General features: G+C 56.5%; 12 protein-coding genes and 2 pseudogenes. 11 read left to right on the plus strand and 3 right to left on the minus strand.

Going from position 1 to position 13864, the window contains the following annotated elements:
• The first annotated feature begins 85 nt into the window (after window positions 1–85).
• On the plus strand, window positions 86–268 hold the full coding sequence (locus ACWISF_RS09550) for a transposase (protein ID WP_448381359.1): 183 nt from the start codon (window positions 86–88) through the stop codon (window positions 266–268).
• Window positions 269–348: 80 nt separating this feature from the next.
• Here the strand turns inward: ACWISF_RS09550 and rseP are convergent, their stop codons facing one another.
• Window positions 349–1425 (minus strand): RIP metalloprotease RseP, encoded by a 1077-nt coding sequence (rseP, locus tag ACWISF_RS09555; RefSeq protein ID WP_448381360.1) that lies wholly within the window; start codon window positions 1423–1425, stop codon window positions 349–351.
• A gap of 182 nt (window positions 1426–1607) precedes the next feature.
• On the opposite strand from rseP, the gene petB reads away from it, so the two are divergent.
• Genes petB through ACWISF_RS09580 form a run of 5 tightly spaced genes read left to right on the plus strand, consistent with a single transcriptional unit; the run spans window position 1608 to window position 4260 of the window.
• Window positions 1608–2276, plus strand: coding sequence for a cytochrome b6 (gene petB / locus ACWISF_RS09560; protein WP_448381361.1), 669 nt, complete (start codon window positions 1608–1610; stop codon window positions 2274–2276).
• A gap of 44 nt (window positions 2277–2320) precedes the next feature.
• Window positions 2321–2803, plus strand: a complete 483-nt coding sequence (petD, locus tag ACWISF_RS09565; protein WP_448381362.1) for a cytochrome b6-f complex subunit IV — start codon at window positions 2321–2323, stop codon at window positions 2801–2803.
• Between the two features lie 7 nt (window positions 2804–2810).
• Entirely contained in the window at window positions 2811–3035 is a 225-nt protein-coding gene (locus ACWISF_RS09570) for a cytochrome b6/f complex subunit VIII (protein ID WP_448381363.1), read from the plus strand.
• Window positions 3036–3051: 16 nt separating this feature from the next.
• The gene (locus tag ACWISF_RS09575) at window positions 3052–3504 is read left to right on the plus strand and encodes a tetratricopeptide repeat protein (RefSeq protein WP_448381364.1); all 453 of its coding nucleotides are present in this window, start codon (window positions 3052–3054) and stop codon (window positions 3502–3504) included.
• The gene (locus ACWISF_RS09580) at window positions 3505–4260 is read left to right on the plus strand and encodes a precorrin-2 C(20)-methyltransferase (RefSeq protein WP_448381365.1); all 756 of its coding nucleotides are present in this window, start codon (window positions 3505–3507) and stop codon (window positions 4258–4260) included.
• Here ACWISF_RS09580 and ACWISF_RS09585 read toward each other — a convergent pair.
• Both ACWISF_RS09585 and ACWISF_RS09590 read right to left on the minus strand, forming a co-directional pair.
• Complete coding sequence (locus ACWISF_RS09585) at window positions 4184–4543, minus strand: HesB/IscA family protein (protein ID WP_448381366.1); 360 nt, start codon at window positions 4541–4543, stop codon at window positions 4184–4186. The genes ACWISF_RS09580 and ACWISF_RS09585 overlap by 77 nt on opposite strands.
• Window positions 4540–5847: a TldD/PmbA family protein gene (locus tag ACWISF_RS09590; protein WP_448381367.1), complete on the minus strand. Its 1308-nt coding sequence runs from the start codon at window positions 5845–5847 to the stop codon at window positions 4540–4542. The genes ACWISF_RS09585 and ACWISF_RS09590 overlap by 4 nt, the downstream gene beginning before the upstream one ends.
• A gap of 178 nt (window positions 5848–6025) precedes the next feature.
• Between ACWISF_RS09590 and ACWISF_RS09595 the strand changes: the two genes are divergently transcribed.
• The 5 genes and pseudogenes from ACWISF_RS09595 to ACWISF_RS09615 form a co-directional block, all read left to right on the plus strand.
• The gene (locus ACWISF_RS09595) at window positions 6026–7642 is read left to right on the plus strand and encodes a Ppx/GppA phosphatase family protein (RefSeq protein WP_448381368.1); all 1617 of its coding nucleotides are present in this window, start codon (window positions 6026–6028) and stop codon (window positions 7640–7642) included.
• Window positions 7643–7736: 94 nt separating this feature from the next.
• Window positions 7737–9446: a zinc metalloprotease HtpX gene (locus ACWISF_RS09600; protein ID WP_448381369.1), complete on the plus strand. Its 1710-nt coding sequence runs from the start codon at window positions 7737–7739 to the stop codon at window positions 9444–9446.
• Between the two features lie 270 nt (window positions 9447–9716).
• Entirely contained in the window at window positions 9717–10946 is a 1230-nt protein-coding gene (locus tag ACWISF_RS09605; RefSeq protein ID WP_448381370.1) for a glycosyltransferase family 4 protein, read from the plus strand.
• A 99-nt stretch (window positions 10947–11045) separates the two neighbouring features.
• Window positions 11046–13712: pseudogene (locus tag ACWISF_RS09610) on the plus strand (phycobilisome rod-core linker polypeptide); the annotation flags it as partial.
• A gap of 16 nt (window positions 13713–13728) precedes the next feature.
• A pseudogene (locus ACWISF_RS09615) lies at window positions 13729–13864 on the plus strand (MFS transporter); the annotation flags it as partial.

A 13864-nucleotide genomic window follows, 5' to 3' on the forward strand; every position in this document is an offset into this window, starting at 1 on the left:
CCCATAGGGAAGTGTGGCGTATCCATGAATCTTCAGGCGACAACCTTAACCTACCTAGCTATAGCTATAACTCGTTCGGAAGGTTGTGGCAGCCGCTGGGTGTGAATTGATATATCTACCGAAATACTCTCCCGATTTAAACCCGATTGAGCATCAATGGCATAGAATCAAGCAAAGAGTTAGAAAAACCATGACATCTACAACCCAAAACCTTCATGATCTTATCGATTCAGTCATCTGCTCTATATGTCAACCTTTGCCTGCTTAGCTATAACAGCCATTCACACCAGCGATTGGCGTGCGCATCTGTGGCGCATACGATGGGCAAGACCCGGTGCGCGCAACCACTTACGAACCCACCAACCGCACCGTATCGCGAATGATTAAAAACACCCCCAAACCCAGCAGCAACAGCAGACCCGTTTGCATCACTCCTTCTTGCACGCGCGGCGATATAGGCCGGCCCCGCACCGCTTCAATTCCCAAAAACACCAACTGCCCCCCATCCAAAGCCGGTAACGGCAAGATGTTAATCACCGCCAAATTGATACTGATCAAGGCGGCAAATTGCAGCAAACTGCCCCAACTCGACCGCGCCAGACCCGCACCCATGGCCACAATTGCCACCGGCCCAGCCATCTGGTCGGCCGTCTCCTGAAAATGCCGGATAAGCTCCCCATATCCCTGCAGGGTGTGGGTCAACAGCCGATAGAATTCCTGCGCCCCCAGCCCCATTGCCACCAGCAGATTTCCAGAGCGACGGGTGCTGAGAATGACGTTGTCCTGCAACTGGACGCCAATCCGCCCCTGCCCGTTCGGACCCCGTTCCGGCGTCACGGTCAATTCCAGCACTTGCCCCTGCCGTTGGACTTGAAACCGCAGCGGACGGTTAGGTTGGGATTGGATCGCCTGCACCACCTGATTCACCGCCGTTTGCCCCGTTGGCAAGGGCTGGCCGTCCAAGGCCACAATCACATCCCCTGCCCGCAACCCCGCCCGCTGCGCCGCTGTACTCATCGCCACAACAATTTGCGGCACCCGCACCCCCGGCTGATAGACCACCTGGGGAATTCCCACCGTCAGGGCTTGGCCCGTCAGCACCAAATAGGCAAACAGCAAATTGGCCAGCACCCCTGCGCTCATGACCCAGGCGCGCTGCCAAATCGGACGGTTGCGGAGTAAATGCGGGTCCTGGCTGGGAATATCACTGTCCGGGTCATCATCGGGAAACCCCACATACCCCCCCAGGGGAATCGCCCGGATGGCATAGCGCACTTCCTGCCCTTGATAGGACCACAAAGGCGGGCCAAATCCCAAGGAAAACTGGCTGACCCGAATTCCCAGCAGCCGCGCCGCCCCAAAATGCCCCAGTTCATGTACCAGGATCAAAACGGCCAAAACGGCAATCGCAGCCAGAATCGACATGGGTCACTGTTGCCGGCAAGGTAGGTGCGCTAACCCATTAGGGCAATCGCTGATTTATTTATGGTAACGCACTCTGGCCGCCTGCGGGGACAAGCTGCCAGCGCCAGAACATTTGCGATACATTAAAAAATGTCCGTAGGTGGCGCATCTGCCCACCTGTGTTTCTGTGAGAACCCGCACTTATGTTTACCAAAGAAGTGTCCAATTCTCCGCTCTTCAAGTGGTTCGATGAACGCCTTGACTTGACGGAGATTTCCGACGATGTTGCCAGCAAGTATGTGCCCCCCCATGTCAATATCTTCTATTGCTTGGGTGGCATTACATTGACTTGCTTTTTGATCCAGTTTGCCACGGGGTTTGCCATGACCTTCTACTACCGGCCCACGGTGGCGGAAGCGTTCAACTCTGTGTCTTACATGATGACGCAGGTAAATTTTGGTTGGTTGATCCGCTCGATTCACCGTTGGTCGGCCAGTATGATGGTTCTGATGATGATCCTGCACGTGTTTCGGGTGTACCTGACCGGTGGGTTCAAAAAACCCCGGGAGTTGACCTGGGTGACGGGGGTGGTGTTGGCGGTGTTGACCGTATCGTTCGGGGTCACAGGCTACTCCCTGCCCTGGGACCAGGTGGGGTACTGGGCGGCCAAGATTGTGACCGGGGTACCAGAGGCGGTGCCGGTGGTGGGGCCGTTCCTGGTGGAACTGTTGCGCGGGGGGGTGGCTGTGGGGCAAGGCACCCTGACCCGGTTTTACAGCGCCCACACCTTTGTGTTGCCCTGGCTGACGGCGGTGTTTATGCTCATGCACTTCCTGATGATCCGCAAACAAGGGATTTCTGGCCCCCTGTAGGCTGACGCTGTCTTCCATTGCCCAACATTTGCGAGGAGAAGGTTATGTCTAACATCAAGAAACCGGATTTGTCGGACCCCAAGCTGCGGTTGAAGCTGGCCAAGGGGCTGGGGCATAGTTCCTACGGGGAACCGGCCTGGCCGAATGACCTGCTGTACATTTTCCCGGTGGTGATCATGGGGACGTTTGCCTGCATCGTTAGTTTGGCGGTGTTGGACCCCGTGATGGTGGGGGAACCGGGCGACCCCTTTGCCACACCTTTGGAAATTCTGCCGGAGTGGTATTTCTACCCCACGTTTAACCTGTTGCGGGTGTTGCCCAACAAGTTGCTGGGGGTGTTGGCGATGGCGGCGGTGCCGGTGGGCTTGGCGCTGGTGCCGTTTATCGAGAATGTGAACAAGTTCCAAAATCCCTTCCGCCGTCCGGTGGCGACCACGGTGTTTTTGGTGGGGACCTTCGTGACCATCTGGTTGGGGATTGGGGCGACGATGCCCATCAGTAAGGCGCTGACCTTGGGACTGTTCTAAGGGTGGGATGGCTCAGCACCGGCGCTGCAGGGGCAACCTCCGGGTGACGGTGCTGGGCTTTGGCAACCCAGGGAGGGCCTGGGGGAACCCCAAACTTCTGGGCACCAACATTGACCAACATTTCCGGGAGGTGGTAGCGACGATGGACATTATTTCTCTGGCGTGGGTGGCGGCGATGGCCAGCTTTACCTTCTCGATTGCCCTGGTGGTGTGGGGGCGCAACGGATTTTAGGGGGTTGGTCGTCCCGGTGAATGCCTATCAGCAGGGGGTGCGGGCGATGGAACGGGGGCAGTATCGGCAGGCGGTGCTGGCCTTTCAGACGGCCTTGGCCGACCGGCCCCAGGACCCGCAGGTGAAACTTTGGCTGGTCATGGCCTACGAAGCCAATCAGGAACGGCAGTTGGCGCGTGACCTCTGTCGGGAGTTGACCCAGCATCCGGACCCACAGGTACGTCAGCAAAGCCAACGGGTGCTTTACATTTTGGAAGCGCCCCGCCTGCAACGGCGGTCAGAATGGCTCAATGAAATCCCCTTGCTCACGGAGGCGACCGTACCCAGTCTTGTTTCCCCCCGGCCCAAACCCAAACCGTCACCCCCTGCGGACCTCACTCCGGCGCCGGTGACCCCCGACAATGCCTTTATTCCCGTGGCGCTGGTGGGGGTATCGTTGGGGTTGCTGCTTTGGGCCGGGTGGGGCTAAATGCCGGGCATTCTCTACGGCATTGGCTGTGGGCCGGGGGACCCTGACCAGATCACCCTGCAGGCCTGGCGGATTTTACAACAGGTGCCGGTGGTCGCTGTGCCGCGCGGGCGTCAGTATGCCCCTGGGGTAGCCGCGCAAATCATTCAGCGCCATATCCCCCCCACCACGCGGATTTTGCCCCTGGCATGTGCATTTGGTGGAGATGCGGCGACCACGGCCCAGTGCTGGGAACGGGCGACCCAGGAGGTATTGGTTCTCCTGCGCCAGGGTTTGGATGTGGCGTTTGTGTGTGAAGGAGACAGCAGTTTTTACAGCACGTTTGCCTACCTAGCCCAGGGTGTATCGGCCCACCCGGAGATTGAGGTGCGGGTGATTCCGGGGGTGTGTTCCCCTTGCGCGGCGGCGGCGGCGGTGGGGTTGCCCCTGGTGCAAGGGGAAGAACGGCTGCTGGTTGTGCCCGCGGTGCAGGGGTGGGAAGCGGTAGCGGCGGCGTTGACCCAGGCGGAGGTGGTGGTCCTGCTGAAAATGGCGCGGCACTACCCGCAAATTTGGCAAGGGTTACGGCAGCAGGATTTGCTGAGCGCCAGTTATGTGGTGGAGTGGGTGGGTTGGCCGCAGCAAAGAATTTATCGGGATTTGACCGCCCATCCCCATTTGGAACTGTCCTATTTCTCCCTCATGGTGATTCGGACGGCGGGGCCACGGCAAAAGAATGCCCGCAACGACAGGTCTGCTGCGCCTGGGGATTGTTGAAGCGAAAACTGCCCCCCACCAAATCTTCCGTGTAATCCAGGGTCAGACCAGCCAGCAAGGGATAGGCTTGGGGCGCAACGACCACCGTGACCCCGCCGAGTTCCGCCACCAATTCCCCTGCTGCCACCTCTGCATGCGCTTCCAGGCTCAAGGTGTAGCAGTAACCAGCGCAACCACCCGGCTGCACCGCCAAACGCAGGCGGCTGTGGGGTTGCTCCGTGCGTATTTGCCACTGGCGAATGGCCGACACGGCTGCCGGGGTAAGACGCAGGTGGATGGTCATGAGTTGGTTTTACTGGTGATGGTGATTCCTTGGACGATGAGACCTGGGGTCAACGTGTCACCCTGCCAGGTGGCCTGTCCCCCCAAAACCACATCCCGTTGCAGGATATCGTACACGTTGCCTGCGATCATCGTATCTTTCACCCGACCTTGGACCTGCCCCCCCTGCACCCAGTAGCCCAAGTCCACATTCACGGCAAAATCCCCGGAAATATCGGCGCCACCCCCCAACACCTGGTCCACCACCAACCCTGTGTCCAACTGGCGCAGCAACTCGGCATCCGGCAACACCCCCGGCTGGACGCACCAATTCACCAAACTGGGAAACGGGGCGCGGGTCAACCCAGGGCGAAACCCGTTGCCGGTGCTGGGTTCGCCCCACTGGCGCGCCGTGTACTGGTCGGTGTAAAAGCAGGTCAGCACCCCTTGCGCAATCAACGTCAAAGGCTGGGTCAACACACCTTCGTCGTCAAAGGGACAGCCATGCACCGGTACATGGGGTTCCTGGCGGCAGGTGATGGCAGGATGCACCACCTGTTCCCCCCGCCGGTGGGCCCAAGGCGAAGCCCCCTCAAGCACCTGCCGACCGTTCAGGGCTGCTTGGATGGGTTCCCAGAGGAGAGCCGCAGCCTTTGCGGTCAACAACACCGGCCAGTCCCCCGCCGGTATGGCCACATTTTGGTGCGCCCAGGCCAGGGCTTGGCACAGACGTTGCCCCAGCGGTTGCGGGTCAAATCCCCCCGGTGTGCGCTCCTGTTCGGCCACCAGCAAGAAATCCTCCCCCCGCACCCATTCGCAGGCCATCCCCACCTCCAGAGCGGTTGCGTGGTAGGTGTAATCCAACCCCTCCGAATTCACCAGCCGCGTCAACGTCTCCTCCCAACTCAACCCCCCCTGGCACAACACGTCGGGATACTCCTGGCGCACCTGGGCCATGAGGGCTTCCCCCCAGACGACCAGTACCGACGGCTCAACCGCCGGTTGGGTCTCGGCAAAATGCCGCACGCCACCTGCAGGCAGATGCACCGGTTCCGGGGGTTGCAGTGCGGCGACCGCCAAAGCCTTGGCCACCAACTGCTCCGGGGATACCCTACCGGCAGCCACCGCCACCCCTGGCCGTCCCTCCCGCCACAGCCACAGAGCCACCGTTTGCGACTGGGTGCGTTCGAGGGACTTGAGCCGATTGGCCTCAAAATGCACCGGCTGCACCCTCTGTTGCTCCACCTGCACCTGCACCAGCGACGCCCCTGCCTGCTGCGCTTGGGTGATCAACTCCGTCACCAATTCATCCTGCCCTCCAGCCATCGGCAGCATCCCCAACCAACCCCTTCTCAAAGATAGTGGATGCGCGCGGGATTGACCGGCGCCAACACATTCTTCCCCTTACCGCCGGGAGCACCCCACCCAACAGCGCGGATCACGCCGCCAAATCGAGTGTCCCACATCCCCTAAGATAGAGTTTAAGAACGTCTTAAGGAAGGGCATGGGGGCCAATGAACCGATTGTCTTAGCGGCGATTGATGTGGGTACCAACTCGATCCACATGGTGGTGGTGCAGATTCAGCCCCAGATTCCCGCTTTTACCGTCCTTACCCGCGAAAAAGAGACCGTGCGCCTGGGCGAACGCTGTCCCCAGACCGGGAATTTGACCCCAGAGGCCATGAACCGGGCCATGGCCGCCCTCCAGCGCTGTTTGACCCTGGCTCAAATTCACCAGGCACAAGTCACCATTGCCGTCGCCACCAGCGCCGTGCGGGAAGCGCCCAACGGCGCCGAATTTTTGCAACAGGTCGCCGCCGCCACCGGTTTGGTCGTGGATGTGATCTCCGGGGTGGAAGAAGCCCGCTGTATTTATCTAGGGGTCTTATCCGGCATGGAACTGAACCGGCAGCCCCACATTGTGATAGACATCGGCGGCGGCTCCACCGAACTCATCCTGGGCGATGGGGGTGAACCCCAGTACCTAAGCAGTGTCAAAGTCGGGGCAGTGCGGCTGACGCAGGAACTGATCACCACCGACCCCATTAGCAACGCCGAGTACGAATGGTTACGCGCCTATGTGCAAGGGATGTTGGAATGGCCGACCTACGACCTGCGCCAGCAGTTGCGCCGGCAAAGCGTCCCTATGATTGGCACCTCCGGCACCATTGAAGCCCTCTTTCTCCTCCAGGCCCACCTCAACAACGCCCCGCCACCGCAACCCTTACAAGGACAAAAACTCACCCGCAATCAGGTGCAAAACCTGGTGCAAAAACTGCGGAGTTTATCCGACCAGCAGCGGCAAGAACAACTGCGTTTACCTGCCAAACGTTCCGGGATTATTCTCGCCGGAGCTGTGATTTTGCAGGAGGCCATGCACCTACTCAATTGCGATCACATCATTTACTGCGAGCGGGCCTTACGGGAAGGCATTATTGTCAATTGGATGCTCAATCATGGCTTGATTGCCGACCATTTGCGCTATCAGAGTTCCGTGCGTCAACGCAGTGTTTACAAACTGGCGGATAAATACCAGGTGCGATTGGATCACAGCAAACACGTGGCCATGTTAGCCCTGGAATTGTTTGACCAAACCCAGGGGATTTTGCATCCGGGCGACAGGGAAGAACGGACCTATTTGTGGGCCGCGGCCATTTTGCATAATTGCGGTCATTTTGTCAGCCATGATGCCCATCACAAACATTCCTATTACCTCATCCGCTATGGGGAATTGCTCGGCTATACGGAAAAAGAAATTGAAATGATTGCCAACATTGCCCGTTACCATCGCAAGAGCGTCCCCAAACGTAAACACGAAGGCTATGCGCGTCTGGATAAAGCGGACCGGGCGATTGTAGATCGCTTGAGTGCTTTTTTGCGGATTGCCGTTGCCCTTGATCGGCGTCAAATTGGGGCCATTGCGCATCTGGAATGTCGGATAGAACCCCCCTATTTGCATCTGTACTTATACCCACAAATCGCAGGAGATGACTGTGCGTTAGAGTTATGGAATTTAAGTTATAAAAAAACCTGGTTTGAGTCCCTGTTTAATCTGCAGATTCAACCCCACCTTGCCGACGCAAAAGCTCCTGAAAAGAAAACGGCATCCATTGGGACCTAGGCCTTTAGCAGAATTTCATTTTTCTGCGGCGTCCTGTGGGTTGACACTACCTTGGGAGTCTATACAATGGAGGTGTCGCCCCCGGAGTGTTCTTATGATTGCCCGTCAACCCCTTCCCTTGGCCGCTGGCATCGGCAATTTAGCTTTAGCTTCCACGGTAACCCTAGGGTTGCTGGTGGGGATGGTTTTTACCTTGGGCTTGGCGGTTCTGCTGATTATTGATAGCGCTGACCCGACGAAGGAACTGCTCAAAGCCATTGTGATCACCATCGTTGTCAACGGCATTGTCTTTTTTCTGGCTCCCTACATCATGGATGTGATTCAAGGGAGCTTTTACCGCACCCGTTGGGTTTCTCTGGTGGATATTGAGCGTCAGAGTCGGGCTTCGGCAAACATTATTCGGCAAATTTGTGCAGAGAAGGGGCTACCAATACCGAAATTGGGGTTAATTAATGACCAAAATCCCACTGCTTTTACCTATGGTTCCCTGCCCCGTACGGCCCGGGTGGTAGTCAGTCAGGGGTTATTTACCTATTTGGCCGATGAGGAAGCGGCGGCGGTTTATGCCCATGAATTGGGACACGTGGTGCATTGGGATTTTGCCGTCATGACCCTGGCGCAGACCTTGGTGCAAATTTGTTATTTGCTGTATGTTTTTCTGCAGGAAATAGGCAAGGGGGACAGGGACAGTAAGGGAGCAAAGCTGGCAGCTTCAGCAGCCCTAGTTGCCTACATTTTTTATGTCGTCGGTACGTATTTGGTGTTGTATTTATCGCGGGTGCGGGAGTATTTTGCCGACCATTTTGCGGCTGAAGCCACCGGCAATCCCAATGCCTTGTCGCGGGCGTTGGTGAAAATTGCTTATGGGATTGTGGATCAGAGCCAAAAAGCGGCGGCGCCAAGCCGGGTTTTGGAGGGCACGCGAGCCTTGGGTATTTTTGACCCGAAAGCGGCGGTGGCCACGGGGACGGTCTATGGTTCTGCGGGCACGGAGGCGGTGGGACGGGTCTTTTTGTGGGATTTATTCAACCCCTGGGCGACCTGGATGGAGTTAAATTCGACCCATCCCCTGACGGGCAAGCGGATTCGGGCGTTGGCGAACTATGCGGAGGTGCTGGGCCAACCGGCAGCGTTTAATATGGCAGCAATTGTCAGCGAGGGGCGTCATCTCGACAAAGGACGCTTATACGGTGGCTTTATTTTGGATATTTTGGTTTACGCAGCACCCCGGTTGGGAGGATTTTTGGGCCTGGTGACTGGCATTGTCGCGGCAGGGCTAGTGGCTGGGAATAATGACTTCAAACTAGTTGTGTTGATTTTGGGGTCATGGTTGTTGGGTTGGGGGCTAGGAAAAGCAATCAAATTGGGGGTGATGTATCCGAGTTTCCGCCAAGCACCGGCGATGGATGTACTTACGCTCATGTCTGACCCCTATGCGAGTCCATTGCGGGGGCGTCCGGCACGCTTGGAAGGGCAAGTGATCGGGCGGGGGGACAGTGGTTATATCTGGGGTTCTGACCTGCAATTTCAGGACAAAACCGGGTTGATATTTTTGCGTTATGTTTCTCGATTTGGTGCCCTAGGAAATTTCTTATTTGGTGCCAACCAAGTCAAGGGGTTGATTGGCCGACGGGGAGAAGTTGTAGGCTGGTTCCGCCGGGGGGCGGTCTCTTATATGGATATGATTCAACTACGCCTGGCAAATCGCCGCATTTCCAGTTTCCCCAGATTTTGGGGGTGGGTTGGCAGCGTTTTATTGCTGTTGTGTGGCACCCTATTCCTCCTGTTGGGCATGGCTGCTTAACCGTTATGGAAAATTTCAGTGCTTTTTCGTGCAGGGTGCTGGCAAAAAGGGGCTATTTGTTCTTGCCGTACCATCTCAGCCAGCCAGGAGGAATACCCACAGCACGAACCCCTTTTGTACCCGGTGACCGACATGGCTGCTGCCATGGCAAAATCCCTGTTTATACACACGTGGTATGGGTGGTCTAAACGTACATGTGGCGGGTTTTCAAAACCCAATAGCCAAACGACGCTTTGGGGAGGGTATGCGGTTTGTTATGGCGAAAAGCCCATGAACGTTCTGCATATTAATCAGTCGGATGTGGGAGGGGGAGCGGCTGTTGCGGGTTACCGTTTACATCAAGGTCTCCTGCGCCAGGGAATTGATTCTAAACTGTTAGTAGGTATTCCCCAAACCACCGACCCACGAGTAGCAAGAGTGCCCCGCCGAAATTATCCCTTGACCGGTTTACTGAAAAATATCACAGATGGGTTGGGCTTAAATTATGTGAGTCACCTGGCAACCTGGAAAATTCCTAGCCATAAATTCTATCAAGAAGCAGATATTCTGAATTTACACAATCTCCACACCGGCTATTTTAATTATTTGTTTCTCCCGCATCTGACGCGCCATAAACCGGCAGTTTATACCCTGCATGATATGTGGAGTTTTACCGGACACTGTGCCTATAGTTTCGACTGTCAGCGTTGGCAAAGCGGCTGTGGTCAATGCCCTTATCCAGAGACTTATCCGGCTATCAAAAGGGATAACACGCGGTTAGAATGGTGGTTAAAACATTGGACTTATGAGCGGTCTCATTTAACCATTGTTACCCCCAGTCAATGGTTGATGAAGCAAGCCAAGTCAAGTATGCTCAATCGGTTTCCCATCCATTGGATTCCCCACGGAATTGATGTTGACCTCTACGTCCCATTGGATAAACAGGAATGCCGTCGCTGTTTACAAATTAAGCATTACCGGTATGTTTTACTCACTTCGTCTGTAAATTTACAAGACCCGCGCAAGGGGGCCGATTTACTGATTCAGGCGATTAATTTGCTACCCGATCCCTTGAAAAAAGAAATTGTTTTATTGGTGATGGGAGAGGGCGGCGAGGTGCTGAAAAAAGAGTTGCAGGTGGATGTGGTTTGCTTCGGTTATGTTGGCATTGACCGCTTAAAAGTGATGGTCTTTGCCGCGGCGGACCTATTGATTCTCCCCACGCGGGCGGATAATTTACCGCTGGTGTTGCAAGAAGCGCTGGCCTGTGGTACACCTATGGTTGCCTTCGCTGTGGGTGGCGTTCCGGAGCTGGTGCGTCCTGGGATGACGGGCCTATTGGCAACGCCGGAAAATCCCCAGGATTTAGCCCACAAAATTGAGCAATTGTTAGGCGATGCAGCAACTCGCCATACAATGTCCCAAAATTGTCGGGAAATTGCGGTGACCGAATATCATTTGACCTTGCAAGCCCAGCGGTATATTCAGCTCTATCGGCAGGTGTTGGCTCATTGTTCTTGACAACGGGATTGTAACAAACCGTTACTTGCCTCTCAGGTGGGGGGCGCTGCCCGGTATGATCACTGGGGAAGAGTCCATGTGTAAGCAAGGAGCCGTGTCATGACAGTCAAGGCCAGTGGCGGGAGTCCGGTGGTGCAACCCCAGCTCTTTCGCACCGTTGGGGTGGAAACGATTGCCCAGGCGGAGCAGGAAGACCGTTTCCCCAGTCAGACGGAATTGCAACAACTGGAAACCTATTTGGCTTCGGGGCAGCAACGGCTGGAGGTGGCGACGGTCTTGACCCTCAATTCGGAGGTGATTGTGTCCCGGGCGGCCAACCGGATTTTTGTCGGGGGTTCGCCGATGGCCTATCTGGAAAAACCGGCAGATGTGCAGGTGACCGATGGCCTGGATATGAAAGAGGCCATGAAGTTGGGGACGGCCTTTTATGTGGAAAGTCAAGGGGGCTTTTTTGAGGGAATTCGCAACATTTTTAGTGCCGCGGGTGGGGAGATTCCTCCTGGGTTTCAACCGATTAATATCTCCCGCTATGGCGCCAGTAATATGCAGAAATCCCTGCGGGATTTGAGTTGGTTTTTGCGCTATATCACCTATGCGATTGTGGCGGGTGACCCGAACATCTTGACGGTGAATGTGCGGGGGCTGCGGGAAATTATTGAAAAGGCCTGTTCGACGGCGGCAACGGTGGTGGCGATTAAAGAGATGAAACGGGCGGCGGTGGGGTATTTCCGGGCCGATGCGAAGATTCAAGAAATGGTGGGCAGTTATTTCGATGTGGTGTTGAGCGAATTCATTGCCCCTGCACCCTCCAATAAGGTGCGCCAGCGTCCTTCCGGGGATGTGCAAGGGCTGGAATTGCCCCAGGTGTACTATGCAGCGACGGTGGGACGGCCGCGCTATGCGATGAAGCCGGGTTTGTCGGAGGCCGAAAAACAAGCGGTGCTGCGGGCGGCCTATCGGCAGGTGTTTGAACGGGATATTGTCAAGGGGTACAGTTTGGGCATTTCCGACCTGGAATCGAAGGTAAAAAACGGGGAAATTTCCATGAAGGAATTTATCCGCCGCTTGGGGAAATCGCCCCTGTATCGCCAGCAGTTTGTGATGCCGTTTGTCAATAGTCGGGTGGTGGAGTTGGCCTTTCGTCATTTTCTGGGGCGGGGGATCAGTTCGCGCGAGGAATTTAGCCGCTATTTCAGCATTATTTCCGAGGGGGGGATCAACCGTTTGGTGGATGCCCTGGTGGATTCGCGGGAGTATGCGGATTATTTTGGCGAGGAGACGGTGCCCTATTTGCGGGGGCTGGGGATTGAGGCCCAAGAGTGTCGCAATTGGGGGGCGCAGATTGACTTGTTTAAGTACAGCGCGCCGTTTCGCAAGGTGCCCCAGTTTGTGACCTTGTTTGCGGGATATGAGCGGCCTTTGCCGGACCGCCATGCCTATGGGGTGGGGAATGACCCGTTGGAGATTCAGTTTGGGGCGATTTTCCCCAAGGATACGGTCAATCCCAAGGCGGCGCCGGCTCCCATTGGCAAGGATGTGCGGCGGATTTTGATTCGCCGGGGGGCGGGGATCACCAACCAGGTGGGCAATCCGGCGGCCCGGGCGCAAGCGCCTGGTTCTTTGGGGCCAAAGGTGTTTAAGCTCACCCAGACGCCCCGGGTGGGGAATAAGCAGACGGGCACCCAAGCCAGTGTGCGCTTTAGCGAGGTGTCTACGCAGGCGGTGATCCGGGCGGCCTATTTGCAGGTGTTTGGCCGGATGGTCTATGAGGGGCAGCGGTTAAAAGTGGCGGAAATCAAGTTGGAAAATGGGGAGATTTCCGTGCGGGAGTTTGTCCGGCAGTTGGCGCGCTCGGATGTGTTCCGGGATTTGTACTGGAGTCGGCTGTACGTGTGCAAGGCGGTGGAGTACATCCACAGGCGGTTGTTGGGGCGGCCTACCTACGGGCGGCAGGAACTGAATGCCTACTACGACATTTGCGCCAAAAAGGGGTTTTATGGGTTGATTGATGCCCTCATTGACAGCCCGGAGTACACGGAGGTCTTTGGCGAGGATACGGTGCCGTACGAGCGCTATCTCACGCCCCAGGGGGTGGCGTTGCGGAATTTGCGCCCTGGCACGATTGGGGCGGTGGGGGTGACGGTCACGCCGGAGGAAACCCCCCGGTTTGTGCAACTGGGCACGCCCAGCAATCTGCGGACGGAACCGGATATTGCCTTCCGCATCAACCAGGGGGTGACCAAAAAGCGGGAGCAAACCAAAATCTTTAAGCTCACCAGCCGGACGGATAAGGTGGCCCTAGAACAGGTGATCCGGGCGGCGTACCGGCAAATTTTCGAGCGGGATATTGAACCCTATGTGGTGGGGAATGAATTTACGGCTTTAGAGAGCCGCCTGGCGAATGGGGAAATTACGGTGCGGGAATTTATCATCGGCTTGGGGCAGTCGGATTTGTATCTGCGGGAGTTTTACACGCCCTATCCCAATACCAAGGTGATCGAATTGGGCACCAAGCATTTCCTGGGCCGGGCGCCCAAGGATCAACAGGAAATTCGCTATTACAACCAAATCCTGGCAACGCAAGGGCTGAAGGCGTTTATCGAGGCGCTGGTGGGCAGTCCTGAGTATGCGCAGGTGTTTGGGGAGGATGTGGTGCCCTACCGCCGCTATCCCACTCTGCCTGCGGCCAATTTCCCCAACACGGAACGGCTGTACAACCGCTTGACCAAGCAGGACGATTCCCTGGTGGTGCCCAGCTTCAAGCCGGGGGCGGGCTTCTAGGGTGTTCCATCCCCAAATTTGGGTTCTGTTTGGAGGCCGCTTGCTCTCGCAGTTGGGCAGCGGCTTTACGCTGTTTTATGCCCCGATTGTGTTTGTGAATCAGGTGGGGTTGAGTGCGACGCAGGTGGGGGTGGGGC

The sequence above is a fragment of the Gloeomargarita sp. genome (genome assembly GCF_053491055.1).

Coding starts and splice junctions, on each gene's coding strand:
- ACWISF_RS09585 (WP_448381366.1), bottom strand. CDS start 4,543: ATGACCATCCACCTGCGTCTTACCCCGGCAGCCGTGTCGGCCATTCGC.
- ACWISF_RS09600 (WP_448381369.1), top strand. CDS start 7,737: ATGATTGCCCGTCAACCCCTTCCCTTGGCCGCTGGCATCGGCAATTTA.
- ACWISF_RS09590 (WP_448381367.1), bottom strand. CDS start 5,847: ATGGCTGGAGGGCAGGATGAATTGGTGACGGAGTTGATCACCCAAGCG.
- petB (WP_448381361.1), top strand. CDS start 1,608: ATGTTTACCAAAGAAGTGTCCAATTCTCCGCTCTTCAAGTGGTTCGAT.
- rseP (WP_448381360.1), bottom strand. CDS start 1,425: ATGTCGATTCTGGCTGCGATTGCCGTTTTGGCCGTTTTGATCCTGGTA.
- ACWISF_RS09570 (WP_448381363.1), top strand. CDS start 2,811: ATGGCTCAGCACCGGCGCTGCAGGGGCAACCTCCGGGTGACGGTGCTG.
- petD (WP_448381362.1), top strand. CDS start 2,321: ATGTCTAACATCAAGAAACCGGATTTGTCGGACCCCAAGCTGCGGTTG.
- ACWISF_RS09580 (WP_448381365.1), top strand. CDS start 3,505: ATGCCGGGCATTCTCTACGGCATTGGCTGTGGGCCGGGGGACCCTGAC.
- ACWISF_RS09605 (WP_448381370.1), top strand. CDS start 9,717: ATGAACGTTCTGCATATTAATCAGTCGGATGTGGGAGGGGGAGCGGCT.
- ACWISF_RS09595 (WP_448381368.1), top strand. CDS start 6,026: ATGGGGGCCAATGAACCGATTGTCTTAGCGGCGATTGATGTGGGTACC.